Annotated in this window: 25 protein-coding genes; 11 read left to right on the top strand and 14 right to left on the bottom strand. The window is 71.0% G+C overall.

What is annotated here, in order from left to right; translation table 11 throughout:
- The first annotated feature begins 71 nt into the window (after positions 1–71).
- On the top strand, positions 72–497 hold the full coding sequence (locus tag ABZT06_RS22135; RefSeq protein WP_355743309.1) for a sec-independent translocase: 426 nt from the start codon (positions 72–74) through the stop codon (positions 495–497).
- Positions 498–789: 292 nt separating this feature from the next.
- Complete coding sequence (locus ABZT06_RS22130; protein ID WP_355743307.1) at positions 790–1,455, top strand: hypothetical protein; 666 nt, start codon at positions 790–792, stop codon at positions 1,453–1,455.
- Between the two features lie 47 nt (positions 1,456–1,502).
- Here ABZT06_RS22130 and ABZT06_RS22125 read toward each other — a convergent pair whose 3' ends face one another.
- The 4 genes from ABZT06_RS22125 to ABZT06_RS22110 are packed head-to-tail and all read right to left on the bottom strand — an operon-like array spanning position 1,503 to position 6,551.
- Positions 1,503–3,437, bottom strand: a complete 1,935-nt coding sequence (locus ABZT06_RS22125) for a glycosyltransferase family A protein (protein ID WP_355743305.1) — start codon at positions 3,435–3,437, stop codon at positions 1,503–1,505.
- Positions 3,438–3,484: 47 nt separating this feature from the next.
- Entirely contained in the window at positions 3,485–4,618 is a 1,134-nt protein-coding gene (locus ABZT06_RS22120; RefSeq protein WP_355743303.1) for an Mrp/NBP35 family ATP-binding protein, read from the bottom strand.
- 42 nt (positions 4,619–4,660) lie between these two features.
- Positions 4,661–5,275, bottom strand: a complete 615-nt coding sequence (locus tag ABZT06_RS22115) for a DUF1003 domain-containing protein (protein ID WP_355743301.1) — start codon at positions 5,273–5,275, stop codon at positions 4,661–4,663.
- On the bottom strand, positions 5,265–6,551 hold the full coding sequence (locus ABZT06_RS22110; RefSeq protein ID WP_355743298.1) for a CBS domain-containing protein: 1,287 nt from the start codon (positions 6,549–6,551) through the stop codon (positions 5,265–5,267). Before ABZT06_RS22110 ends, ABZT06_RS22115 begins: the two co-directional genes overlap by 11 nt.
- A 202-nt stretch (positions 6,552–6,753) precedes the next feature.
- Here ABZT06_RS22110 and ABZT06_RS22105 point away from each other — a divergent pair, with 202 nt between their 5' ends.
- A complete protein-coding gene (locus tag ABZT06_RS22105) occupies positions 6,754–7,497 on the top strand; it encodes a hypothetical protein (RefSeq protein ID WP_355743295.1) in 744 nt (247 codons plus the stop codon).
- Here ABZT06_RS22105 and ABZT06_RS22100 read toward each other — a convergent pair.
- Together ABZT06_RS22100 and ABZT06_RS22095 are read right to left on the bottom strand one after the other, a co-directional pair.
- The gene (locus ABZT06_RS22100; RefSeq protein ID WP_355743293.1) at positions 7,494–8,006 is read right to left on the bottom strand and encodes a hypothetical protein; all 513 of its coding nucleotides are present in this window, start codon (positions 8,004–8,006) and stop codon (positions 7,494–7,496) included. The genes ABZT06_RS22105 and ABZT06_RS22100 overlap by 4 nt on opposite strands.
- 10 nt (positions 8,007–8,016) lie before the next feature.
- The gene (locus ABZT06_RS22095; RefSeq protein ID WP_355743291.1) at positions 8,017–9,135 is read right to left on the bottom strand and encodes a magnesium and cobalt transport protein CorA; all 1,119 of its coding nucleotides are present in this window, start codon (positions 9,133–9,135) and stop codon (positions 8,017–8,019) included.
- Between the two features lie 519 nt (positions 9,136–9,654).
- On the opposite strand from ABZT06_RS22095, the gene ABZT06_RS22090 reads away from it, so the two are divergent.
- Positions 9,655–10,239, top strand: coding sequence for a suppressor of fused domain protein (locus ABZT06_RS22090; RefSeq protein WP_355743289.1), 585 nt, complete (start codon positions 9,655–9,657; stop codon positions 10,237–10,239).
- Positions 10,240–10,280: 41 nt separating this feature from the next.
- Here ABZT06_RS22090 and ABZT06_RS22085 read toward each other — a convergent pair whose 3' ends face one another.
- The gene (locus ABZT06_RS22085; protein ID WP_355743287.1) at positions 10,281–11,504 is read right to left on the bottom strand and encodes an MFS transporter; all 1,224 of its coding nucleotides are present in this window, start codon (positions 11,502–11,504) and stop codon (positions 10,281–10,283) included.
- 171 nt (positions 11,505–11,675) lie between these two features.
- Between ABZT06_RS22085 and ABZT06_RS22080 the strand changes: the two genes are divergently transcribed.
- The 3 genes from ABZT06_RS22080 (at position 11,676) to ABZT06_RS22070 (ending at position 13,979) form a co-directional block, all read left to right on the top strand.
- Entirely contained in the window at positions 11,676–12,317 is a 642-nt protein-coding gene (locus ABZT06_RS22080; RefSeq protein ID WP_355743285.1) for a DUF6758 family protein, read from the top strand.
- Positions 12,318–12,419: 102 nt separating this feature from the next.
- The gene (locus ABZT06_RS22075; RefSeq protein WP_355743283.1) at positions 12,420–13,277 is read left to right on the top strand and encodes a PHP domain-containing protein; all 858 of its coding nucleotides are present in this window, start codon (positions 12,420–12,422) and stop codon (positions 13,275–13,277) included.
- Positions 13,278–13,373: 96 nt separating this feature from the next.
- Positions 13,374–13,979 carry a MarC family protein gene (locus ABZT06_RS22070; protein ID WP_057610068.1) on the top strand — a complete coding sequence of 202 codons (606 nt, stop codon included), beginning with the start codon at positions 13,374–13,376 and terminating at the stop codon, positions 13,977–13,979.
- Between the two features lie 93 nt (positions 13,980–14,072).
- Here ABZT06_RS22070 and ABZT06_RS22065 read toward each other — a convergent pair whose 3' ends face one another.
- Positions 14,073–14,225, bottom strand: coding sequence for a hypothetical protein (locus tag ABZT06_RS22065; RefSeq protein WP_129801357.1), 153 nt, complete (start codon positions 14,223–14,225; stop codon positions 14,073–14,075).
- A 194-nt stretch (positions 14,226–14,419) separates the two neighbouring features.
- Here ABZT06_RS22065 and ABZT06_RS22060 point away from each other — a divergent pair, with 194 nt between their 5' ends.
- The gene (locus tag ABZT06_RS22060) at positions 14,420–15,313 is read left to right on the top strand and encodes an NYN domain-containing protein (RefSeq protein WP_355743279.1); all 894 of its coding nucleotides are present in this window, start codon (positions 14,420–14,422) and stop codon (positions 15,311–15,313) included.
- Positions 15,314–15,317: 4 nt separating this feature from the next.
- Here the strand turns inward: ABZT06_RS22060 and ABZT06_RS22055 are convergent, their stop codons facing one another.
- Entirely contained in the window at positions 15,318–16,187 is an 870-nt protein-coding gene (locus tag ABZT06_RS22055) for an alpha/beta fold hydrolase (RefSeq protein ID WP_355743276.1), read from the bottom strand.
- Between the two features lie 217 nt (positions 16,188–16,404).
- Complete coding sequence (locus tag ABZT06_RS22050) at positions 16,405–18,924, bottom strand: DEAD/DEAH box helicase (protein ID WP_355743273.1); 2,520 nt, start codon at positions 18,922–18,924, stop codon at positions 16,405–16,407.
- 501 nt (positions 18,925–19,425) lie between these two features.
- Here ABZT06_RS22050 and ABZT06_RS22045 point away from each other — a divergent pair.
- Entirely contained in the window at positions 19,426–20,181 is a 756-nt protein-coding gene (locus ABZT06_RS22045) for a ferritin-like fold-containing protein (RefSeq protein WP_355743270.1), read from the top strand.
- Between the two features lie 88 nt (positions 20,182–20,269).
- Here the strand turns inward: ABZT06_RS22045 and ABZT06_RS22040 are convergent, their stop codons facing one another.
- The 4 genes from ABZT06_RS22040 to ABZT06_RS22025 form a co-directional block, all read right to left on the bottom strand.
- On the bottom strand, positions 20,270–20,536 hold the full coding sequence (locus tag ABZT06_RS22040; protein ID WP_355743851.1) for a hypothetical protein: 267 nt from the start codon (positions 20,534–20,536) through the stop codon (positions 20,270–20,272).
- Between the two features lie 182 nt (positions 20,537–20,718).
- On the bottom strand, positions 20,719–20,946 hold the full coding sequence (locus ABZT06_RS22035; RefSeq protein ID WP_019754243.1) for a DUF3107 domain-containing protein: 228 nt from the start codon (positions 20,944–20,946) through the stop codon (positions 20,719–20,721).
- Between the two features lie 224 nt (positions 20,947–21,170).
- Positions 21,171–21,812 (bottom strand): TetR/AcrR family transcriptional regulator, encoded by a 642-nt coding sequence (locus ABZT06_RS22030; RefSeq protein ID WP_355743267.1) that lies wholly within the window; start codon positions 21,810–21,812, stop codon positions 21,171–21,173.
- A gap of 233 nt (positions 21,813–22,045) precedes the next feature.
- Positions 22,046–22,282 carry a hypothetical protein gene (locus tag ABZT06_RS22025; RefSeq protein ID WP_355743264.1) on the bottom strand — a complete coding sequence of 79 codons (237 nt, stop codon included), beginning with the start codon at positions 22,280–22,282 and terminating at the stop codon, positions 22,046–22,048.
- Between the two features lie 203 nt (positions 22,283–22,485).
- Between ABZT06_RS22025 and ABZT06_RS22020 the strand changes: the two genes are divergently transcribed.
- Positions 22,486–23,589, top strand: a complete 1,104-nt coding sequence (locus ABZT06_RS22020) for an alpha/beta hydrolase (RefSeq protein WP_355743261.1) — start codon at positions 22,486–22,488, stop codon at positions 23,587–23,589.
- A gap of 8 nt (positions 23,590–23,597) precedes the next feature.
- Positions 23,598–25,349 (top strand): DUF3152 domain-containing protein, encoded by a 1,752-nt coding sequence (locus tag ABZT06_RS22015; RefSeq protein WP_355743258.1) that lies wholly within the window; start codon positions 23,598–23,600, stop codon positions 25,347–25,349.
- The last annotated feature ends 15 nt before the right edge of the window (positions 25,350–25,364 follow it).

Here is a 25,364-nt window from a genome sequence, read left to right as displayed (position 1 = left end):
CGGCCCGGACCACGGAAGACCCGCACAGACCACCGAGGGCCGAGGACCGAGGACATCGCAAGGAGCTTCAGGTGTTCAATGACATAGGACCGCTCGAGCTGATCACGCTCGTTGTCCTCGCCGTGCTCGTCTTCGGTCCGGACAAGCTCCCGAAGGTCATCCAGGACGTCATGCGGACGGTGCGCAAGATCCGCGAGTTCTCGGAGAGCGCCAAGCAGGACATCCGCTCGGAGCTGGGCCCGGAGTTCAAGGACTTCGAGTTCGAGGACCTCAACCCCAAGACGTTCATCCGCAAGCAGCTGGACAACGACGAGCTGGGCCTCAAGGAGATCCGCAACGGCTTCGACCTGAAGAAGGAGATGGCCGAGGTCACCGACGCGGTGCACAGCGCGGACGCCTCGTCCTCGTCCTCCTCCGGTGGCCGGATCGACATGACCAAGAAGCCCGAGGAGCTCGGCAAGGACGACCGGCCGCCCTTCGACGCGGACGCCACCTGAGCCGTACGCCCCACCGGAAGGCGCCTGCCGAGCAGTTCAGCTCGCGGGCGCCTTTCCCGTCGTACGTGACGCGTTTCATATCCCGCCCTCCCCTCGTACGGCCCTGCCAGGGCCCTCGTACGGCCTGATGCCACCCCCCGTGCGCCCCGCGCACCGGGCGGTTTCCCCGCAGCTCGGAGCGGTGTGGCTATGCTGCCGAGTTGTTGTGCGGGCCGTACGCGAACCAGCGACGCCGCCCGAAGGGGGGCGGGCCGGTCCGGCCCGACGAGCACTAGTAGGAGGCGTCCGGCACATGGAGACGACGAGTGGGGCGGTCGCGCAGGCGCCGGCCGCGGAGGGTGGCCAGCAGGTTCCCTCCGCCCGGCGCACGGTCGACGGCTACCTTCAGGCGCCCTTCCCCTGGTACGGCCTTGACGAGGCGTTCACGGGGCCGCGCTGGCTGATGCAGGTCGGCACGTCGGCCGACGGAGCCGTCGAGCACGGCTCGATCGGACACGGTGACGAGCCCTCGGTGAAGAACGAGGCGGGCTCCACGGGAGAGCCGAAGGAGAAGTTCGCGGTCGTGGTGACCGTCGCCGCGAACCCGTCCCGCAGGAGCGCGGACGGCACCGGGCTGCTGGAGGCCACGTCGGTCTCCTCCGCCGCCTGGCTGGCCGGGGTGGGGCTGCTGTCGTTCACCTGGCCCGGCCAGATGGACCACTCGCTGCGCGACGACTGGCTGGACCAGCAGACCGAGACGGCCTGGACCCTGGCGGACGACCTCGAAGGACCCGACTGGTCCACCCTGTCCCTCCCGGTGGACGGCGTGCCCACGCCGTTCCATTACCGGGAGTCGGAGTTCGGCTGGGTGCTCGCGGGCTCCACGCAGGAGGGAGTGCACGTGGGGGCGTACGGGAGAGGCATGAGCGCGTACGGGCTCGGGTTCGCGATGATCAAGGACATCTCCGCGTACGCCTGACGCGAGGGGGCACCGAGGATCGGTCCGTGCGGTGCCCCACGACTGCTCTATCGGCCCAGTCGTCGCCGTACCCGCCGGACCTGGCGGTTGTCGGCGACCGCGTCGAGGAGCCGGCGGCCGGTGCCGGCCGCGTGGGCCGGGCCCTCCAGCCGCAGCAGGGTGCCGTCGCGGACGACGGCGTACGCGAGGGGGGCGTCCGTCTTCGGGAGGCCGACCGGGTGGCGTCCGGCCGGGAGCTTGAGACGGGCGGGCAGCCGCAGTACGGCCGTCGCCCCGCCGTCTTCTCCGGGCACCAGCTCGGCGTCCACTGTCAGGGCGGACACGGTGACCTTGAGGCGGGCCGGCACACCGGACGCGGTCGCCGCCACGTACGGCAGCGGCAACGACCGCTCCCCGCGCCCGGAGTTCGCCGCGGCCGCACCGGCGGTGTCGGAACCGAGCCTGCGCTGGCGCTGGTCCACGTCGAGGGCGAGCTGGCCGCTGCCCGTCCAGTACGGCAGCGCGAGCCGCCCGCCGGTCAGCGCCGGGCCCGCGGCCGGGGCCCCCGGGGTGCCGTCACCGGTCAGGCGGACCATGCGGTCGATGCCCAGCAACTGGACGTAGGCCCACACGTCGTGCACCCCGCGCTCCAACGGCCGCCCGCCCGCGAGCCGTTCCGGGTCGAGGAGCAGCCGCCCGGACGCGACGATCCGCGACCGCCCTTCCCCGTGGGGCTCGAGCCGTACCTCCAGGTCGCCCTCCGGGTACCACCAGTCCTCGCGGTCACGGTCCTTGACGACCAGTTCGGCGTACGCCAGCCGGAAGGGATCGCGCACCTCCCAGCCGTCCTCGGTCCCCGGCACCCCGGCCACCAACTCCGGGTCCAGCCACCGCTTCCCGTCCCGCTCGACGAGCATAAGCGGCTCGCCGTCCCCGCGCAGCAGGTCCAGCGTGACGTCGGCGACCAGCATGCCGTCCTCCCACCGCAGCCCGTCGACCGCGCTGCGGGCCTTGACCTCACGGACCCGCTCGGCGAGGGCCACGGCGCCGTCGAAGTCACCGTGTTCGAGAAGTTCGGCGCGCAGCCGGGACACGGCGGGCAGCCCCTCGCGTACGGCCGCCGGGAACTCCTCGATCGCCAGCTTCCGGGCCGCCTCGAACCGCTCCCGCTGTTCGGCCGGCTCCTCGCGGAGGATCTCGGGCTCGCGGGTGCGGGAGAGGATCTCGACGTGGTAGAGGCGGTGCAGGAGACGGTTCTGCAGCGCGTCGACGTCGCCGGAGGGGGGTGTGCCGTCCTTGATCTGGCGCACGATGGTGCGGCAGTTGGACCAGAAGCCGTGACGCGGGTTGAAACGGTGCTGGGTGTTGTTGCCGCCGTCGTCCCGCTTCATCCAGTAGTAGCAGGGGTAGTCGGCGAGGACCGAGATCCGCTCGGCCTTCAGGTAGGCCGCGCTGACGAACGCCAGGTCCTCCAGGATCCAGGGCCCCTCGGGGAACTGGAGACCGTGCTCCTCGACGAAGGCCCGCCGGAACATCTTGTGCGGCGACATGCTCTGCATGAGCTCGTCGTTCTCGATCGTGCAGGCGTCCACCGTGTGCCGGAACAGCCGTCGGGGCCGCACCATCGTGCTGGACATCTTGCCGAGCACCACATCGGCGTCATTGCGCCTGGCGTGCTCGTACAGCCGCTCCAGGGCCTCGGGCCCGAGCATGTCGTCATGGTCGACGAACTGGATGTACTCGCCCTTGGCGTGCCGCATGCCGAGATTGCGCGGTGCGCCCGGCCAGCCGGAGTTCGGCTGCGTGTGCACCTGGACGTTGGGATGCCCGGCGGCGATCTTCTCCAGCCGCGTCAGTGTGTCGTCCGTCGAGCCGTCGTCGACGTAGATGACCTCGTACTCGTCGGCGGGCAGGCTCTGCCCGAGCAGCGACGGCGCGCACTCGTCGACGTACTTCCCGGTGTTGTAGACGGGAACGATCACGCTGACTTTGACTCTCGGCATTCCACGGACCTTACCCGGCCCGTGAAATGCCTCCTGTCGCGTGCGTCTCAGAACTTGTTCCTCGGAGTGATCCCCAAAGACAGCCCCGAAAGCCCCCGCTGCCGTCCCCCGAGCTTCCCCGCGATGCCCCGCAGAGCCGCCCCCGCCGGAGAGTCCGGGTCGCTCAGGACGACCGGCTTGCCCTCGTCGCCGCCCTCGCGCAGGCGGACGTCGATCGGGATGGAACCCAGGACCGGGACCGTCGCCCCCGTGGTCCGGGTCAGGCCGTCCGCCACCGTCTGGCCGCCACCCGTGCCGAAGACGTCCACCATCTCACCGCAGTGCGGGCAGGGGAGACCGGACATGTTCTCCACCACACCGACGATCTTCTGGTGGGTCTGGACGGCGATGGAGCCGGCCCGCTCGGCCACCTCCGCGGCCGCCTGCTGCGGGGTCGTCACCACCAGGATCTCCGCGTTCGGGACCAGCTGGGCCACCGAGATCGCGATGTCGCCCGTGCCCGGGGGGAGGTCCAGGAGCAACACGTCCAGGTCGCCCCAGTACACGTCCGCCAGGAACTGCTGAAGGGCACGGTGGAGCATCGGGCCACGCCACACCACCGGCGCGTTGCCCGGGGTGAACATGCCGATGGAGATGACCTTCACGCCGTGCGCCGACGGCGGCATGATCATGTTCTCGACCTGGGTGGGACGGCCGTCGGCACCCAGCATGCGCGGCACCGAGTGGCCGTAGATGTCGGCGTCGACCACGCCCACCTTGAGGCCGTCGGCCGCCATGGCCGCCGCCAGGTTCACCGTGACCGAGGACTTGCCGACGCCGCCCTTGCCGGAGGCGACCGCGTACACGCGCGTGAGGGAGCCCGGCTTGGCGAAGGGCACCTCGCGCTCGGTCTGTCCGCCCCGCAGGGCCGTCGCCAGCTCCTTGCGCTGCTCGTCGCTCATCACGTCGAGCGTGACGTCGACGCGGGTGACGCCCTCGACGGCCGCGACCGCGTCGGTGACGCGTTGCGTGATCGTCTCGCGCATGGGACAGCCGGAGACCGTCAGGTACACGGTGACCGCGACCGCTCCGTCCGCGCCGATGTCGACCGACTTGACCATCCCGAGCTCCGTGATGGGGCGGTTGATCTCGGGGTCGTTCACCGTCGCCAGTGCCTCGCGCACCGCGTCTTCGCTAGCCATACGACGATGGTACGGCGGCCGTGGCCGCCCCCCGCACCCCCGTCAGTGGTCGTCTACGTCACGCCCGTGCGGCCGTTCTGCCGGGAATACGACATGCCCGTCGTGCTGCCGTGCCTCCAGCTCCTTCATCAGGTCCTGGAGCTCCGAGCGGATCCAGTCCCGGGTCGCCACCTCCCCGAGGCCGATCCTGAGCGAGGCGATCTCGCGGGTCAGGTACTCGGTGTCCGCGATCGACCGCTCGTTCTGCTTGCGGTCCTGTTCGAGGTTGACCCGGTCCCGGTCGTCCTGCCGGTTCTGCGCGAGCAGGATCAGCGGGGCGGCGTAGGAGGCCTGGAGGGACAGCATCAGCGTGAGGAAGATGAACGGGTAGTTGTCGAAGCGCAGGTCGCCGGGCGCGAAGATGTTCCACAGCACCCACGCGATGATGACGACCGTCATCCAGACGATGAACCGCCCGGTGCCCAGGAAGCGGGCGATCCGCTCCGACAGCCGTCCGAACGCCTCCGGGTCCCACTCGGGCAGCAGCCTGCGGCGCGGCGAACGGGGCTGGTCGAGGCGGGCGCGGGGACGGCTGGTCGCCGTGGCACCGGAGGGGGTGCGTTCCCGGGCGCCGGAAGGGGTGCGCTCGCGGTTCGGGGTGTCGCGCTCAGGCGTCATGGTGGGCCACCCCCTCCGCACCCTCCGCGTCGAACTCCGTCTCCCGCCAGTCCTCTGGCAGCATGTGGTCCAGTACGTCGTCCACGGTCACCGCGCCGAGCAGCGCCCCCGCCTCGTCGACCACGGGCGCCGCGACCATGTCGTACGTCGCGAAGAACCCGGCGATGACCGGCAGGGTCGCGTCCGGGTCGAGGGCCTGGAGGTCGTCGTCGACGAGTGCGCTGACGAGGGTGTACGGAGGGTCGCGCAGCAGCCGCTGGAAGTGGACCGTGCCGAGGTACTTGCCGGTCGGGGTCTCGTCGGGCGGGCGGCACACGTAGACCTGGGCGGCGAGGGCGGGGGAGAGGTCACGGTTGCGGACGCGGGCGAGCGCGTCGGCGACGGTCGCGTCCGGCCGCAGGACGATCGGTTCCGTCGTCATCAGACCGCCGGCCGTGTGCTCCTCGTAGGCCATCAGGCGCCGCATGTCGGCCGCGTCGCCCGGCTGCATCAGGCTCAGCAGCCGCTCCTGCTCCTCCGTGGGCAGCTCGGCGAGCAGGTCGGCCGCGTCGTCGGGGTCCATGGCCTCCAGGACGTCTGCGGCCCGTTCCTCCTTCAGCTTGCCGAGGATCTCGATCTGGTCGTCCTCGGGGAGCTCTTCCAGTACGTCGGCCAGGCGGTCGTCGTCGAGAGCGGCGGCCACCTCCGCGCGCCGCTTGGGGGAGAGGTGGTGCAGGACGTTGGCGAGGTCGGCCGCGCGCAGCTGCTCGAAGGTGGCGAGGAGGCTCTCGGCGCCCTGCCCCTGCTCCTCCAGCGTGAAGCCGGTGACGGCGGACCACTCGACGGTCAGCGCCTCGCCCTTGCGCCGGAACGCACCGCCCTTGCCGCCCTTGCGGACGAAGACGCGGTCGATCTCCCAGTCGCGGCGGGCCGGCAGGTGGTGCACCGACGCGTCGAGGACGGTGACCTGTTCGTCGCTCTCCACGAGCGTGACGCGCCGGTCGAGGAGCTCGCCGAAGACGAGGCGCTCGGTGGGGCGTTGTTCGAAGCGGCGGACGTTGAGCACGCCGGTGGTGATGACCTGACCGGACTCGATGCTCGTCACCCGGGTCATGGGCAGGAAGATGCGGCGCCGGGTGGACAGTTCGACGACGAGGCCGAGCACCCGGGGCGGCCTGCGCCCCACGCGCAGTACGACGACCAGATCGCGCACGCGGCCCACCTGGTCGCCGTTGGGATCGAAGACGGCGACACCGGCGAGGTGCGAGACGAAGATCCGGGGGGCTCCCGCTGCCATGACTGTGCTTCCTTTGCCTACGGGGTGTTTCGTTCGTCGTTCGTTGTCCGGATTGCCCGCTCGGGAGGGCTTAAGGCTAGCCCGTACCGATCGGATACGCCCTGGTGAGGGGTCCGGACGATCTGGCTCCGTCCGGGGCCCGGGGCCCCGGTACGCTGCCGTACGCCGCTGAAGGACCCTCGTCGGAAAGGCAGCCCCACCTGTGACCGCGATTCCCCAGGGCCGTGCCCGCAGGACCGTTGTGGTGGGCGCGATGTGCGCCCTGGTCGTGACGGGTACCGGCCTGACGGGCTGCAGCGAGGACCCCGACGCGGGCACCAACGGGGTCGGCAAACTGCCCGCCGACCAGATCCAGTCGAAGACGCGCGCGGCAGCCGAGTCCGCCGACGCGCTGCGTCTGTCGGGGAACGTGGTCACCAGCGGGCGTACGTACCGGCTCGACATGCGCCTGAGTTCCGACGGCGGCTCCGGATCGGTCACCGCGGAGGGGGCCACCTTCCAGCTGCTGCGGATCGGCAAGGAGCTGTATCTGAAGGCCGACGCGGGCTTCTGGACCCAGGCGGACGGAAAGGGCGACTCGGACGCGGCCGCCGACAAGCTCGACGGCAAGTACGTGAAGGTGCCGTCGGGCGACCCGGCGTACAAGAAGTTCAGCGGTTTCACGGACAAGGACGTTCTCCTCGACGGACTTCTGACGCTGCACGGCGGCCTGGACACCGACGGCCACCACGAGCAGGCGGGTACCCGCACGATCCGCATCACCGGTGACAAGGGCGACGGCGGCACGCTGGACGTCTCCCTGGAGGGTCAGCCGTACCCCCTGCGCCTGGCCCGGGCGGGCGGTGCGGGCACCCTGACCTTCTCGGCCTGGGGCAAGGACTTCCCCCTGACCGAGCCGAAGAAGGACGAGACCGTGGACTACGGCAAGCAGCTGCCGGCGTCCTAGCCGCGTTTGCGGCGCTTCACCAGCAGCCGGGGAAGTCCCGCGGGGATCGGCTCACGTGTGGTCGCCGGTGTGGGCAGCGGCGGTTCGGCCAGGTCGCCGTCGGGCAGCGGTGCCGTGACGCCGGTCGGTTCGAGCCTAAGCACCCGGCACTCGCGGGACCAACGGTCCGTCATGGCTTCGCCGTCGGGGGCGTTCAGCCGTTTCCCCTTGAGCTCGGCGACGGCCGCTTGCCATGCCTCGGAGCCGGGCGCGAGCTCCACGACCTTCGCCGTCCAGGAGACCAGCCGGCCGCCTTTGTCCTTGCTGCGGACGGTCACCTCGGCCGGGCCCCCGTCGGTCAGACCCGGGAGCGGCTGCTCGCCGGGCCCGTCGCCGACCAGGCACGCCGCACCCTCGTGCCAGACGTGCCACAGCGCGCGGGCCGGGCCCCCGGGCGCCTTGACCCAGACGAGGCCGGACTTCTTGGTGGCCTCCTCGACGAGGGCCCGGTCGAGCAGCTCACTTGTCATGAGGCCCACCCTAGAGCCAGCCGTTGCGCTTGAGGGTGCGGTGGATGCCCAGGCAGATGACACCGGTGATCGCCATGATCACGGGGTAGCCGAGCTTCCAGTGCGTCTCCGGCATGTAGTCGAAGTTCATGCCGTACACCCCGCACACCATCGTCGGTACGGCGATGATCGCGGCCCAGGACGTGATCTTGCGCATGTCCTCGTTCTGCGCGACGGACGCCTGCGCGAGGTTGGCCTGGAGGATGGAGTTGAGCAGCTCGTCGAAGCCGAGGACCTGCTCCTGGACGCGGGCCAGGTGGTCGGCGACGTCCCGGAAGTACTTCTGGATGTCGGGGTCCACCAGCCGCATCGGGCGCTCGCTGAGCAGCTGCATGGGCCGCAGCAGCGGGGCGACGGCCCGCTTGAACTCCAGCACCTCGCGCTTGAGCTGGTAGATCCGCGCCGAGTCGATACCGCGCGAGACCTTGCCGCCGCGTCCCGGGGTGAAGACCTCGGTCTCCACCTCGTCGATGTCGTCCTGCACCGCGTCGGCGACCGCGACATAGCCGTCGACCACGTGGTCGGCGATCGAGTGCAGGACCGCCGAGGGGCCCTTGGCGAGCAGCTCGGGGTCGTCCTGGAGGCGGTGGCGCAGCGCCCTGAGCGAGCCCTGGCCGCCGTGCCGGACGGTGATGAAGAAGTCCCGGCCGGTGAAGCACATGACCTCGCCGGTCTCGACGATCTCGCTGTTGGCGGTGAGTTCGTCGTGCTCGACGTAGTGGATGGTCTTGAAGACGGTGAACAGGGAGTCGTCGTAGCGCTCCAGCTTGGGGCGCTGGTGGGCCTGGACGGCGTCCTCGACGGCGAGCGGGTGGAGCCCGAACTCGCCTGCGATACCGGAGAATTCGGCCTCGCTCGGCTCGTGCAGGCCGATCCACACGAACCCGCCGTCCCGGCGCACCTGGCGCATCGCCTCGTGCGGGCTCAGCTGCCGGTCGGTCTCCACGCGCCGACCGTCGCGGTAGACCGCGCAGTCGACGACCGCGGAGGGCGTGGAGGGGTCCCGCGTCGCGTCGTACGCGCCGGTGTCCTTGCGCAGCGAGGGACGCGACGGACGCACAGCGGCGCGCAGGTCACGGATCATCGACATGGCAGGCTCCTTCGTGACGGGCAACAAAGGGCCCCGGCGACGGGTGGAACTACCCGGAATGAGGACGTCCTGCAAGGGGTATCCCCGCCCTTGAGGCAGGGGAAGGGTGTTTGGCACGTCCACAAAGCGGGGAGCACCGCACCATCGCGGTGGCGGACTTCGTTGCTGAAGTACTGATTCAGCTACTGCTACAGATCAGACAGATCAGGCAAAACGACGAAGTGCTCTTCCGCACGAAGACGCGAATGTGAAAGGCGGCGGTTGCCGAAAGTCACAGAGCTGCATCAGCGGCCGGAAGAACGAGTGGTACTACCAGGTCGACTTCGATCCATGACAGCCCCACCTCCTCCGGCCGGTCCCTCGTAAGGGACGATCCATTCCCGCAAGGGAGTCTCACAAAGCGTCGGGGCTCGATCGCGACGCTTCTGCGTGCTGCCCCGACGACCGGGCCAGAGTACCAGCAGGCCGAACTGTCAAGGCGCTGCTTTGCCCGGTACTGACGAGTTCTATGCTCGCGGCATGGCAGATGTTCTTCCTCTGGTCGAGGCCCGGTTGCGCAGCGCGCTGGGCGAGCCGGACGCGCGCGCGGCGGTCACCTTCCTCGGCACGGACCGCGTCGAGGTGCTCCGCTTCACCGACGGGGACGTCGTCCGCTACGCCACCCTCGGCATGTCGGCCCAGCCGATGGGCGACCCCACCGCGATGCTCGCCGACCCCGTCAAGGGCCCGCGTGCCGAGCTGCTCATCTCCGTACGGGGAGGGCTCGCCGACACCGACAAGGTGCTCCGCCCGCTCGCCGTGCTCGCCGCGTCCCCGCAGGTCGAGGGCGTGGTCGTGGCGCCGGGCGCCTCGCTCGACGTGGGTGAACCCCTGTGGCCCGGCGCCCCGTTCACCTCGGTCCTGGTCGCCGAGCCGGGCGGACTGGTCGAGGACCTGGAGCTCGACGAGCCCCTCGACCCGGTCCACTTCCTGCCGTTGCTCCCCATGACGCCGAACGAGGCGGCCTGGAAGCGCGTCCACGGCGCCCAGGCCCTCCAGGAGCGCTGGCTGACGAACGGGACGGACCTGAGGGATCCGTCCCGCAAGTCCGTCCCGCTGGAGTGACCCTCGCGTGAGCAAGGTCACCAAGTGGTGGCCGGAAGCCGTCAGTTGGCGAAGACGGCGACGCTGTCCTCGGTCGCGTGCCTCGGCTCCAGCTCCTCGGCCTCGTGGGTGAGCGCCTTGCGCCGTACGACGACCACGAGCGCGCCCAGCGCCGCGGTCACCGCCGCCACCACGAACGGGATGTGGATGTCGGTCCACTCCTCGATCTTCGGCGCGAAGTAGGGCGCCGCGGCCGCAGCGAACCAGCGCACGAAGTTGTAGCCCGCGCTCGCCACGGGCCGCGGGGCGTCCGACACGCCGAGCGCCAGCTCCGTGTAGACCGTGTTGTTCACGCCGATGAACGCTCCGGACAGGATCGTGCAGACGATGGCCGCCGTGTGATTGCCGTAGCCGAGGACGAGCACGTCGACCGCGAGCAGGACGAGGGAGCCGCCGAGCACCTTGAGCGAGCCGAACCGTTCCTGGAGGCGCGGCGCGGCGAACACCGAGAAGACGGCGAGCAGTACGCCCCAGGCGAAGAACACGGCGCCCGACTTGTACGGGGTCATGTCGAGCACGAACGGCGTGAAGGCCAGCACGGTGAAGAACGTGTAGTTGTAGAAGAAGGACGAGACCGCGGCCGAGGCGAGTCCGCCGTGGCCGAGCGCCTTGATCGGGTCGAGCAGGGACGTCTTGCGGGCCGGCTTCGGCTGCTCCTTCAGGAACACCGTGATGCACAGGAAGCCGATGGCCATCAGGAAGGCCGTACCGAAGAACGGGTAGCGCCAGCTGGCGTCACCGAGCAGGGCGCCGAGCAGCGGGCCGCACGCCATGCCGAGGCCGAGGGCGGACTCGTACAGCAGGATCGCCGCCGCGCTGCCGCCGGCCGCGGCGCCGACGATGACGGCGAGGGCCGTGGAGACGAACAGGGCGTTGCCGAGACCCCAGCCGGCCCGGAAGCCGACCAGTTCCTGGACCGAGCCCGAGGTGCCCGCGAGCCCCGCGAAGACCACGACGAGGGCGAGGCCGAGCAGGAGGGTCTTCTTGCCGCCGATGCGGCTGGAGACGAAGCCGGTGACCAGCATCGCGATCGCGGTGATCAGGAAGTACGAGGTGAACAGGAGGGAGACCTGGCTCGCGGTGGCGTCCAGGCCCTGGGCGATGGACGGCAGGATCGGGTCCACGAGTCCGATGCCCATGAAGGCGACGACGGATGCGCCCGCCGTCGCCCATACGGCCTTCGGCTGGCGCAGGATGCCGCCGGCTCCCGCATCGAAGGGGTCCATGGTCGTTCCTCCACTCCTGGGAGATAGTTGGTATATGCACATACTAAGTTAGGTCGGCTAAATAATGCAAGCTGCATCTAGTTCTTCCTGGTGAAGTCGGAGTGAACCCGTTCCCTCCGGACGGGTGATCGTCCTTGACGTGGCGGAGCGAGGGTAGGACCGTGGGGCTCTATGAGGGGCGAACCCAGTTGCCCGAAGTGTGGTGGCCGGGTCAGGGCTCCCGGACTCTTCGCCGATTCCTGGCAGTGCGACGTGCACGGGACGGTGCATCCGCTGCAGCCCGCGATCCCGCCGAGCGTCGAGGCCCTCGAGGTCGTGGTGCATCGCACGCAGGTACCGGTGTGGATGCCGTGGCCGCTGCCGGTCGGCTGGCTGTTCACGGGCGTGGTGTGCGCGGGTGACGACCGCAGCGGCGGTCGCGCCACGGCCGTGGCGTGCACGGGACCCGGACCGCTCGGCGGTGTCGGCGAGCTGATCCTCGTCGCCGAGGAGCTCGGCGTCGGCCTCGGTGCGCGCTACGCGGGCATCGACGGGCCGGATCCGGGACCGTACATGAGCGTGGAGAAACCGGCCCAGGCCAAGGTGCTCGCCGCCGGCCGGCCGACGCCGCTGTGGCACGTCTCCGGGGCGCCGGAGGACCGGGCGGTCTTCGCGGGGGAGGCGCTGGGGCTGTGGTTGTGGGCGGTCGTATGGCCCGAGCAGTCCGGGCTGCTGATGTACGACGAGCTGGTGCTGACGGATCTGCGGGACGCCGGGGCGGAAGTGGAACTGGTGCCCTGTGGGGCGCTGTCACCCCGACTGCTGAAGCCCTGACTGTAGGGGTTGTACCCCCGCTGCGGGTGTGACAGAGGAGCCGGAAAATCCGGTTATCCTTGAGCGTCCTCATCTGTTCCGTCAGCGTCTGGAGTCCGTGTCGTGCGTATCGATCTGCACTGCCACTCCACCGCGTCCGACGGCACCGACACGCCCGCCGAGCTGGTGCGCAACGCCGCCGCTGCCGGGCTGGACGTCGTCGCCCTCACCGACCACGACACCACCCGCGGGTACGGCGAGGCCATGGCCGCGCTGCCCGCGGGGCTGACCCTCGTCACCGGGGCCGAGCTGTCCTGCCGGATCGACGGGGTGTCCCTGCACATGCTGGCCTACCTGTTCGATCCCGAGGAGCCGGAACTGCTCGCCGAGCGGGAGCTGGTGCGGGACGACCGGGTGCCCCGGGCGCGCGCGATGGTCGCCAGGCTCCAGGAGCTGGGTGTGCCGGTCACCTGGGAGCAGGTGGCGCGGATCGCCGGGGACGGTTCCGTCGGGCGGCCGCATGTCGCCACCGCACTCGTCGAGCTCGGCGTCGTGCCGAGCGTGGACGCCGCCTTCACGACCGACTGGCTGGCCGACGGCGGCCGGGCCCATGTGCGGAAGCACGAGACCGACCCCTTCGAGGCGATCCGCCTGGTCAAGGGGGCGGGCGGGGTCACCGTGTTCGCCCACCCGGCCGCCAGCAAGCGGGGTCACACCGTCCCGGAGTCCGCGATCGCCGAGATGGCCGCCGCAGGCCTCGACGGCATCGAGGTCGACCACATGGACCACGACGAGGACACGCGCGTACGGCTGCGCGGACTCGCCGCCGACCTGGGGCTGCTCGTCACCGGCTCCAGCGACTACCACGGCAGCCGCAAGACGGTCGCCCTCGGCGAGTACACGACGGACCCCGAGGTCTACGGGGAGATCACGCGACGGGCGACGGGTGCGTTCCCGGTCCCCGGTACCGGCGGAGTCTGAGGCCCGACCCCGCCATCCATCACCCGGCGCCGCAGGCCCTGCCCGTGCCCGTGTCCGGCTCCGTGTTCCACCCCTTTCTGTAAGGCCAGTTCCGTCATGTTCGACGTCGCCGTCTTCGGCTCGCTCTTCCTCACCCTGTTCGTCATCATGGATCCCCCCGGGATCACCCCGATCTTCCTCGCGCTGACCGCCGGCCGGCCCGGCAAGGTGCAGAAGCGGATGGCCTTCCAGGCCGTCTGTGTGGCGGGCGGCGTCATCGCCGTCTTCGGGCTCCTGGGCCACCAGATCCTGAACTACCTGCACGTCTCCGTGCCCGCGCTGATGATCGCGGGCGGGCTGCTGCTCCTGCTGATCGCGCTCGACCTGCTCACCGGCAAGACCGACGAGCCGAAGCAGACCAAGGACGTCAACGTGGCGCTCGTACCCCTGGGCATGCCGCTGCTCGCGGGTCCGGGTGCGATCGTCTCCGTCATCCTGGCCGTGCAGAAGGCCCACAGCGTCGCCACGCAGGTCTCCGTGTGGACGGCGATCCTCGCCATCCACGTGGTGCTGTGGCTGGTCATGCGGTACTCCCTGCTGATCATCCGGGTCATCAAGGACGGCGGTGTCGTGCTGGTGACCCGGCTCGCGGGCATGATGCTCTCCGCCATCGCCGTGCAGCAGATCATCAACGGGATCACCCAGGTGATCCAGGCGAGCTGAACGCCCGTGGGGATGCGCAGAGCCCCCGCCCGGCGTCGATGCCGGGCGGGGGCTCTGAAGCTTGAGCGGTGATCCGCGTCTGTACAGTGGGGGTCATGAGGCCGAGGTGTCGGCCGGGCGGATCCAGAGTCGCTGTCCTATGGCGGCGGCCTGCTGAACGATCCGATTGACGGAGGCGGCGTCCACGACAGTGGTGTCCACGGGCGTGCCGTCGACGTCGTCGAGTCGCATGATTTCGAAGCGCATGGCTTCTCCCTTCGTCTGGTCATCCTCCTGCGGAGAATTACTGCGTACGTATGTAGTCAACGGGGTGCGTGTTACAAACATTCCCTACGCTAAAGAAATTTTTCGAACAGCTAACTACTGACCGGTAAGTGAGTCTTCGGAGACTCCTTGGGACCGGTTGTGTTCGCAGCGTGACCGCCGGGACAATGGAAGCGATGAACGACGACCTGGCGTCCCTGAGCGCCCGCATCGACCGCACCAACGAGCTGCTCACGCGCATGCTCGCCGAGGTGGCGAAGACGCCCTCGACGCATGCGATCTTCGTCGACGCGGGATATCTCTACGCGGCCGCGGGACGCCTCGCCGCCGGCACGGAGGACCGTCGCGCCTTCGACCTCGACGCCGAGGGCCTGATCGAGGCCCTCATCGACCGGGCGCGGACCATTTTCGCGGACAGCAGACTGCTGAGGGTCTACTGGTACGACGGCGCGAGACGCCGCATCCACACGGCGGAGCAGCAGACCATCGCCGAACTCCCGGACGTGAAGGTCCGGTTGGGCAACCTCAACGCCAACAACCAGCAGAAGGGCGTCGACTCGCTGATCCGCTCCGACCTGGAGTCCCTGGCCCGGCACCGCGCGATCAGCGACGCGGCGCTCCTCGGCGGGGACGAGGACCTGGTCTCGGCGGTCGAGGCGGCCCAGGGCTACGGCGCCCGCGTCCACCTGTGGGGCATCGAGGCACCGGAGGGCCGCAACCAGGCGGAACCGCTCCTGTGGGAGGTCGACAGCCAGCGCACCCTCGACCTCGAGTTCTTCAAGCCGTACGTCTCGCGGCGGGCCGCCGTCCCCTACGAGGCGACGGCCACCCGTCCCGCCCGCGACGACGTCCGGTTCGTGGGCGCGCAGATCGCCGCCAAGTGGCTCGCCGAGCGGGGGCGGGCGGCGCTGCAGGAACTCCTGCCCGGGCATCCCTATCTGCCGGGCTCGGTGGACCAGGACCTGCTGGTGGAGGCGGAGGGGCGCCTCCAGTACTCCCTGCGGGGGCAGGCGGATCTGCGCCGGGCGCTGCGGGACGGGTTCTGGGAGCACCTGCAGGGGCAGTACTGAGCGCTCAGCGGCTGATGGTGTCCCAGAAGTCGGCCAGGGCGTGGGCCGTGGGGAGGGGCTCGTCGGCGTTGGGAGAGTGGTCGGCTCCCGGGATCACCGTACGGCGGGCGCGCAGTCGTACGGCCATGTCGTCGAGGAGATGAACCGGCCAGGTGTCGTCCTGCGAGCCGGACAGGACGTGGAACGGCAGCGGGACGGCGGCGAGTTCCGCGACCAGGTCCGGCTCAGTGCACAACTGGCGGCCCGTCGCGAGGAGTTGGGCGGGTTTGTTGCCGAGCCAGCGGCGGCGCAGCTGTGCGATGTCCCCGATGCCCTTGGCGGGGCCGCCGACCTCCTCGGGCGGGCCCATGGCCAGGATCGCGTCCCACACCTCGGCCATCGTCATCACCCCGAGCGCGTCCCGCAGCAGCTTCACCCGCTGCCGCTGGGAGTCGGAGATCTGCGCGGGACCCGAGGAGAGGAGGGTGAAGGAGAGGAAGGGGGAGTGGTCGAGCAGTACGGCTGCGCGCGCGATCTGACCGCCCAGGGAATGGCCGACCAGGTGCAGGGGTGTGTCGAGGGCGGCGGTCTGGGCGAGCACGTCCCGCGCCAACTCGCCTCGTGCGTAAGCGGATTCGTCGGTCTCCGGGCCATCCGACTCGAACTGCCCCCGCCCGTCCGCGGCCACGACCCGGTACCCGCGCGCGGTGAGCGGCTCGTGGAGCAGTGTGAAGTCCTCCTTGCTCCCCGTGAATCCGGGCAGCAGCAGCGCGGTGCCCTTGCGGGCGACACCGGGGGCCACGGCCGACTCCACCACCGCGAACTCGCCGCGAGCGGTGCGCAGGCGGTGGACGCGGGCGCCGGGCGGCGGGGTGAAGACGGCTCGGGTGCTCACGGGGTGAGGGTATCGGGCGGGGGTGCCGAGGAGGCCGCGCGGGGCGCCTCAGGGGGTGTCGCGGGGGCGGTCGTCGGGCGGCTTTGTGTTCGTCGTGGCTTGGCGCGCAGTTCCCCGCGCCCCTTGGTGGGTGTGGCAGACGTCCGCCCTGACGAACCGTGCCCGGAACGCCGACGGCCCAGCCCCCAGGTGAAGGGGCCGGGCCGTCGGTGCGGGATCAGCTGTCCGCGGGCTCCGCGGCGGCCGTTTTGCGGGTCCGGCGGCGCGGTGCGGCAGCCTTCGGCTCCTGATCCGCCTGGGCCGGGATCTCCGCGGTCACCGCGGGCTCGGCGGCCTTGCGGGTGGTACGCCGACGGGGCTTGGCCTCGGTGGCCTCCGCCGTGTCCGTGGCGACCTCGGCGGTGGCCGCCGCGGCCTTGCGGGTGCGGCGCGGCTTGACCTCAGCGGTCTCCGCGGCGTCGGCCGCGGTCTCCGCCGGGGCCGCCGCGGTCTTGCGGGTGCGGCGCGGCTTGGTGACCGTGCCCTCCGCGGTGTCCACTGCCGCCTCGGCCGCCTTCGCGGTGCTCGCCGTCTTCCGCGTACGCCGGGGCTTGGCCACCTCGGCTGTCTCCGTCTCCGGGACCGCCTGGGCCGGGATCTCGGCGGTCACGGTGGCCACGGCGGGCTCGGCGACCTTGCGGGTACGGCGGCGCGGCTTGGCTTCGGTGGCCTCGGCCGTGTCCACGGCGGCCTCCGCGGCGGGGGCCGCGGCTGTCGCCTTGCGGGTGCGGCGCGGCTTGGCCTCGGTGGCCTCGGCCGTGTCCACCGGGGTCCCGGCGGCGGTCGTGGCCGCGGTCGCGGTCTTGCGGGTGCGGCGCGGCTTGGTGACCGTGCCCTCCGCGGTGTCCACGGCGGCTTCGGCGGCGGTCGTGGCCGCGGTCTTGCGGGTGCGGCGGGGCTTGACCTCAGCGGTCTCGGCCGCGTCCACGGCGGCCTCCGCTGCGGGAGCCGCAGCTGCCGCCTTGCGCGTCCGTCGCGGCTTCGCGACCGGGGCTTCCGCCGCCGGAGCGGTCTCGGCGACCGGGGCGGCCTCCGTGACCGGTGCGGCCTCGACGACCGTCTCCGTCGCGGCCGGCGTCTCCGCGGACCTGCGGGTGCGGCGGCGGCGCGGCTTGGCCGGGGTCTCGGTGTCGAGGGACGGGCTCTCCGCCGTCGTCACGGCGGTCTCCGCGGCCTCGGAGACGGCCGGCTCGACCGTCGCCGCTGCCGTGGTCACCGTGGTCGGCACAGCGTCGGACGCCCCGGCGCGGGTGCGGCGACGGCGGCGCGGGGTGCGGGTGGCGGTGGCGTCCTCGGTCGCGGTGGTCTCCGACGGGGCGACCGCCTCGGCGGGGGCGTTCGCGTCCAGCGGGGTCCCGTTGCGGGTACGACGGCGACGGCGCGGCGTACGGTCCGCGCTCTCGCGGTCGGCGGAGCGGGACTCGTCCCGGCCACCCCGTCCGCGACCCCGGTCACGGTCACCCCGGTCACGGTCACGGTCACCGCGGCCGCGCGCACCGCGTCCGCCCGTCTCGCCCAGGTCCTCGAGCACCTCCGCGTCGAGCCCCGCACGGGTGCGGTCGGCCCGCGGCAGGACACCCTTGGTGCCCGCGGGGATGTTCAGGTCCTCATAGAAGTGCGGGGAGGTGGAGTACGTCTCCGGCGGGTCGTTGAACTTGAGCTCCAGCGCCTTGTTGATCAGCTGCCAGCGCGGGATGTCGTCCCAGTCGACGAGGGTGATCGCGATGCCCTTGGCGCCCGCGCGGCCGGTACGGCCGATGCGGTGCAGGTACGTCTTCTCCTCTTCGGGGCACTGGTAGTTGATGACGTGCGTGACGCCCTCGACGTCGATGCCGCGAGCGGCGACGTCGGTGCAGACGAGCACGTCCACCTTGCCGTTGCGGAAGGCGCGCAGCGCCTGCTCGCGGGCGCCCTGGCCGAGGTCGCCGTGGACCGCGCCGGCCGCGAAGCCGCGCTGCTTGAGTTGGTCGGCGAGGTCGGCCGCGGTGCGCTTGGTTCGGCAGAAGACCATGACCAGTCCCCGGCCCTCGGCCTGCAGTATCCGCGCGACCATCTCGGGCTTGTCCATGTTGTGCGCCCGGTACACGTGCTGCTTGGTGTTCGCGACCGTCCTGCCCGCGTCGTCGGGCGAGGTGGCGTTGATGTGCGTGGGCTGCGACATGTAGCGCCGCGCGAGACTGATGACCGCGCCCGGCATGGTCGCCGAGAACAGCATGGTCTGGCGGCGGGCCGGCAGCAGGTTGATGATCTTCTCGACGTCGGGCAGGAAGCCCAGGTCGAGCATCTCGTCGGCCTCGTCGAGGACGAGCGCCTTGATGTGGCTGAGGTTGAGCTTCTTCTGGCCCGCGAGGTCCAGGAGCCGGCCCGGGGTGCCGATGACGACGTCGACGCCCTTCTTGAGGGCCTCGACCTGGGGCTCGTAGGCGCGGCCGCCGTAGATGGCGAGAACGCGGACGTTGCGTACCTTGCCCGCGGTCTGCAGGTCGTTGGTGACCTGTGTACACAGCTCGCGCGTGGGGACGACGACGAGCGCCTGCGGGGCGTCGGTCAGGTCCTCGGGCTTGGCGCGGCCGGCCTCGACGTCGGCGGGGACGGTGACGCGCTCGAGGAGCGGGAGGCCGAAGCCCAGCGTCTTGCCGGTGCCGGTCTTGGCCTGGCCGATGACGTCGGAGCCCGAGAGGGCGACCGGGAGCGTCATCTCCTGGATGGGGAAGGGGTTGATGATGCCGACGGCTTCGAGGGCCTCGGCCGTCTCGGTCAGAATCCCGAGATCGCGGAAAGTCGTAGTCAGGGTGCTGCCTCTTCTGTGTGCGCGGTGCGAGGCGAGCGCGGGGTGTCGTCTACCGTGCTGGGGACGTCGGCTGCCTTACGGGCTAAGCCGTATGGCACGGGACCACTGCCGACGCTCTAGCGCTCGTACCGCTGAGGGTCCCCCTCCGAACTCCGTACGCACTGTGCCGTACGGGCGAGGAGGGCTGTCGGGTCGGAGCCGATCGGGCCTCCGACCGGGCATCCTCATACGTGCGGCCTGTCGAGGTACGGCGCACTCATGAAGTGGCGCACTCATGAAGGACTGTCGTACCAGCAGGCGCATTACCACCATACCCCGGATTCGCGCACATGTGATGGCCGATTTGGTCACGTAGTCGTCGTCACACTGATTGAGCTGGACCTTACGCCGTCCGGAGAGCGGGCTATTGTGCGCTTCATGACGACCTCTGACAAGCCCGACAACGTCTCCGAGACCGCTGCCGAACCCACCGGCGTCGCCGCCCAGGACTGGACGAAGGCCTCCGCCGACCCGCAGTACCGAGCCGCGGTCGTCGACCTGCTCGGCGCGCTCGCGTACGGCGAACTGGCGGCCTTCGAGCGGCTCGCGGAGGACGCGAAGCTGGCGCCCACGCTGTCGGACAAGGCGGAGCTGGCGAAGATGGCGTCGGCCGAGTTCCACCACTACGAGAAGCTGCGCGACCGGCTGACGGAGATCGGCGAGGAGCCGACGCTCGCGATGGAGCCGTTCGTCGCGGCACTCGACGGCTTCCACCGGCAGACGGCTCCGTCGGACTGGCTCGAGGGGCTCGTCAAGGCGTACGTCGGCGACTCGATCGCCAGTGACTTCTACCGGGAGGTCGCCGCCCGGCTCGACACGAACTCGCGCGAGCTGGTGCTGGCCGTCCTCGACGACACCGGGCACGCCGGGTTCGCCGTCGAGAAGGTGCGGGCGGCGATCGACGCCGATCCGCGCGTGGGCGGGCGACTCGCCCTGTGGGCACGGCGGTTGATGGGGGAGGCGCTGTCGCAGTCGCAGCGGGTCGTCGCGGACCGGGACGCGCTGTCGACGATGCTCGTCGGGGGCGTCGCGGACGGGTTCGACCTCGCCGAAGTGGGGCGGATGTTCTCCCGGATCACCGAGGCGCACACCAAGCGGATGGCCGCACTGGGCCTGGCGGCGTAGTGCCCGAGGGGCGGGGGCCCGGGACGCCGGTCGACCGCGGGTCGTCCGTGGCCGGTCGGCGGTTCCCCGCGCCCCCGGTGGGTGTCGTCTAGGCGGTTGCTGATCGGCGGAGTCTGCCTGACGGCCGCAGGAGCAGGGAAAGCGACGCCACCGAGACCACCGCCGCGCCCAGGAGGATCAGCAGGATGTTGCCGGGGTCCAGCGCGGTGTGGGTCACGAAGGCGCCGAAGAGGGCGCCCGCGGTGCCCGTCGCGAGGACCAGGGAACGGGTCGGCAGTCGGTGGGCGAGACGGTGTGCCGCCGCCCCCGCCAGCACGAGACCGAGCAGAGCGGAGCCGAGCGCTTCGATCAACATCATGGGGTCCCTCCCACACGGCCACACTGCGCATTACGGTCGTAGCCCGTCATACCCGTGACCTGCGGAATGCAATCCTCCCCGAGGTGCTGTTCGTGCTCCATCCGTGGAGGAAAGTCCGCCCACCACACGAAGAGGGGCCCGGCGACTTCCGGTCGCCGGGCCCCTCTTCGTCTGTCCGCCTACAGCGCGCCGAAGCCCACCTTGCGCGGAGCCGGCTCGCCGAGCTCGACGTACGCGAGACGGTCGGCCGGGACGAGGACCTTGCGGCCGTGCTCGTCCACCAGGCTCAGCAGCTGAGACTTGCCGGCCAGCGCCTCCGACACCGCCCGCTCGACCTCCTCGGCGCTCTGACCGCTCTCCAGAACGATCTCGCGGGGCGCGTGCTGCACGCCGATCTTGACCTCCACGGCTATGTCCCTCCGACGGTCAGTGAAGTGCGCGACCTTCCGCGCCGTACCCAGCACACATTAGCCCGGTGAGGGGACGTACACGTTGCGCGCAAGAACGCCAACAGCGAACAACGCACGGGAACAAACGACCCGCACGCGCGCGTGCGGGTCGTTGGGTGATCCCTGGGAAGATCCCTCAGGGGCCCTGAGGGATCCTGAGGGCCCTTGAGGGTGCTCCGCGGCTAGTGGTGCTCGGTGCCGTGCAGCGGGAATCCGGCGATGCCCCGCCACGCCAGCGAGGTCAGCAGCTGGACCGCCTGGTCGCGGGGGACGCTGCGGTCGCTGTGCAGCCAGGAACGGGCCACCACCTGCGCGAGACCGCCGAGGCCCGACGCGAGCAGCATCGACTCCGCGCGCGAGAGGCCGGTGTCCTCGGCGATGACCTCGGAGATCGCCTCGGCGCACTCGACGGTGACCTTGTCGACGCGCTCGCGCACGGCGGGCTCGTTCGTCAGGTCCGACTCGAAGACCAGGCGGAAGGCGCCGCCGTCGTCCTCGACGTACGCGAAATAGGCGTCCATGGTCGCCCGTACGCGCTGCTTGTTGTCGGTCGTCGACGCGAGCGCGGCGCGCACCGCCTGGATCAGGGACTCGCAGTGCTGGTCCAGCAGGGCGAGGTACAGGTCGAGCTTGCCTGGGAAGTGCTGGTAGAGCACCGGCTTGCTGACGCCGGCCCGCTCGGCGATGTCGTCCATCGCGGCCGCGTGGTAGCCCTGTGCCACGAAGACTTCCTGCGCGGCGCCCAGCAGCTGGTTCCGTCGGGCACGGCGCGGCAGGCGCGTCCCCCGCGGGCGTGCTGCCTCTGTCTGCTCGATGGCTGTCACGCCGCCTCCCAATGTCGTCCACATGCGGTGTGCGCCGCGCCGCCATCGTACTTTTCGGTAACCCTGCTGTGCGCGGTGAGCGCGCAGAATTTCACGGACCGGACGGTGACGAAAGTCGCGCAAAGGTTTCAAACGGGCATCTAGCGGGCACAGGCCGTCCCGGTCCCGCTCGGTAACCCCCCGATGAGCGCTTTGTCGGCTGCGTCAGTCGGCTGCCTCCAAATGTGCCGAGGTCACCGGTAGTCGTCCTCGTCGATCGAGACGACCCGTGCCTGTTCGACCAGGTCGGCCTCGTTGGCCCGGCCGGGGTCGACGCCGGTCAGCGGGTCGTCGCGGTGGGGTGTGACGTCGGCGCGCTGCTCGGCGGCGTCGACCTCGGGGGCCTCGACGTCGAGCTCGTCGGCGTCCTCCTCGTTCTCCAGGGCCTCGAGCGCTGCGAGGGCCTCGGGGTCGGTGGGGTCGTAGGCCATGGTGGGCTCCCTTCCTAGAACGTCCCTGATGTACACAGGGGGCCACATCCGGGTGCCCTGCGTACGAGCCTAGGAGACACACGATCTGGACGCCATGCGATCTGCGTGCCGCACGGCGCCTTCCGCACCGCGCACACCTCGCACATGTGCCCTGTGATGGCGAACACATGAACCACAGCGTGATCGTCTCGTAACATTGCCGCATGCCTTCGACCGAGCTGCCCTTCGTGCCGCCCGCCACCGTCCTTCCGAAAGTGGCACCCGTCAGGGTCGGTGAGGGCGAGCGGCTCAGGTCGGTGGGACTGCCGGGGATCACTCTGACGGTGCGTTCGAGGCCACCCGCGCGCGAGGGGCTGCCGCCCGCGTTGTACGTCCATGGCCTCGGCGGTTCCTCGCAGAACTGGTCGGCGTTGATGGAGCAGCTGGAGAGCGACGTCGACGGCGAGGCCGTCGACCTGCCGGGCTTCGGGGACTCACCGCCGCCGGACGACGGCAACTACTCGATCACCGCCCACGCGCGTGCGGTGATCCGTTTTCTCGACGCGTCCGGCCGCGGTCCCGTCCACCTCTTCGGGAACTCCCTCGGCGGCGCGGTGTCCACGCGCGTCGCAGCGGTGCGGCCCGACCTGGTGCGCACCCTCACGCTCGTCTCGCCGGCCCTCCCGGAGATCCGCGTCCAGCGCACCGCCGTGCCCACGGGGCTCCTGGCACTGCCGGGCGTGGCCGGTCTCTTCACCCGCTTCAGCAAGGACTGGACGGCCGAGCAACGCGTCCGCGGGGTCACGGCTCTCTGCTACGGCGATCCCGGACGGGTCAGTCCCGAGGGTTTCCAGCAAGCCGTCGAGGAGATGGAACGGCGGCTGCAACTGCCGTACTTCTGGGACGCGCTGACGCGTTCCGCGCGCGGGCTGGTGAACGCGTACACGCTGGGCGGCCAGCACGCCCTGTGGCGCCAGGCCGAGCGTGTGCTCGCCCCCACGCTGCTCGTCTACGGCGGTCGTGACCAGCTCGTCGGCTTCCGCATGGCCCAGAAGGCGGCCCGCGCCTTCCGCGACTCCCGCCTGCTGACCCTGCCGGAGGCGGGGCACGTGGCGATGATGGAGTACCCGGAGACGGTGGCGGGGGCGTTCCGGGAGTTCACCGCGGACAAGGCGGCCATGGCCGAGGGGGCTTCCGACGGTTCTGTGGGAAGCTCTGACCGGCGTGACGGCTCCGTGGGCACCTCCGGTGGGGGAGCCTCCGGTGGCGGAAGAGACGCCGCAACGGCTTCCGGCGACGGGGCCGACACCACCATCGTGGGGAGCTGAGGCGCGGCGTGGGACGCCACAGTCGACGCGGGCCCGCTCCCAAGAAGGGGCCTGACAAAAGCAGTTCCGGCAAGGACGGTCCGGGCCAGGCGGGCGCCACGGGACCCGCCGCGGAGCCGACGGGCCGGGAACGGACGCCGTCTTCCGCCGCTCCGGCGCCGCGGCCTGCACGGCCGGGGGGCCGGAGCCCCGAGTACGCGTCACCGGCCGCTGGACCAGGGAACGGCGCTGCCGGGCGCCGGGTGCCCGCACCGGGCAGCCCGCGGCTGCCGGACCGGACGCCTGCGCGCGGGGTTCCTCGGGTTCCGGACGGGACGCCGGCGCGTGGGGTTCCTCGGGTTGGGGATGGGGGGACGACCGGGCTTGGCTCCGCTCGGGTTTCTGATGGCACGCCTGCGCGTGGGGTGCTGCGGCTGCCGGACGGTACGCCCGCGCGCGGAGTCCCGCGTGTGTCCGACGGCCCGTCCGGCCAAGGTGTGCGGCGGTTCCCGGACGGTACGCCCCCGCGCGGAGTTCCGCGGCTTCCCGACGGCACCCCCGCCCAGGGTGTGCCCCGCGTCCGTGGTGGGCATCCCGAGCAGCGTGAATCCGGGGGCGCCTGGGGGGAGTTGAGCGGTCAGGAGCCGGGCGGGCACGCCGCCGGGCCCGGGGCCGCACTGCCACGGCAACGGCAGGGCCCGCCGGGATCGCGGTCGGGGCCACGCCAGGACTACGTCGACGCCTTCGCCGGCGATGTCGACCTCTTCGCGCCCGGCGGTCCCCGCGGCCCCGTTCCCGCGAACGGTCCCGTCGGGGGGCCCGGAAGGCCCACCGCCGCGCATCCGTCCGCCGCACACCCCTCCGATCCGTACGGTTCCGTCACCGACCGGCCCGGCGACGCCGACGTCCGCACCGACGAGGACGCCCGCCCCGACTCCGGTGACGCGCCGTCGGACGACCAGCCGCCGGCGGCCAAGGGCGGCAAGGGCCGGGCGTTCACCGGCATCGCGGCCGCCGCCGTCGTCACCGTGCTCGCCGTCGTCGTGGCCGGACAGGTCACCGACGGACGCGGCACCGCCTCGGGCGCGCAGTCGGCGACCGACCAGGCACGGGACGCCCGGGACGCTGCCACGGGCGCGGTGGGACAGCCCTCGGCGTCGTCCCCGGCCGTCGTGGCGCCGCTGACGTACGAGCAGAAGATGGACACCAAGTACCCGCTCAGCGCCAAGCTCGACGGCTCGGGGAAGTTCGACGCGGTCCAGGGGGTCGACAAGGCGCCCGGCAAGGGACAGAAGTACACCTACCGCGTGGACGTGGAACAGGGCCTAGGACTCGACGGCGCACTCTTCGCCGAGGCCGTGCAGAAGACGCTCAACGACGACCGCAGCTGGGCCCACGACGGGGCCCGCACCTTCGAGCGTGTCTACTCCGGCAAGCCCGACTTCGTGATCACCCTCGCCAGCCCCGGCACCACGGCCGACTGGTGCGCCAAGTCCGGCCTCGACACCACGGAGGACAACGTCTCGTGCGACTCGGCCGCCACCGAACGCGTGATGATCAATGCCTATCGATGGGCGCAGGGATCAACCACATACGGTGATCAGATCCATGCGTACCGGCAGATGTTGATCAACCATGAAGTCGGCCACCGCCTGGGCTACTCCCATGTGACCTGCGACAAGAACGGCGAGCTCGCGCCGGTCATGCAGCAGCAGACCAAGTTCCTCGACCACGACGGGATCCACTGCCGGGCCAACCCCTGGGCGTACCCCGGCAGTTGACAGGCGGGCACATAT

Source organism: Streptomyces sp. NPDC005483 (assembly GCF_040606035.1).
GTDB lineage: Bacteria > Actinomycetota > Actinomycetes > Streptomycetales > Streptomycetaceae > Streptomyces.
The sequence above is the reverse complement of the archived record's forward strand: the minus strand, read 5'-3'. Positions and strand labels throughout refer to the sequence as shown.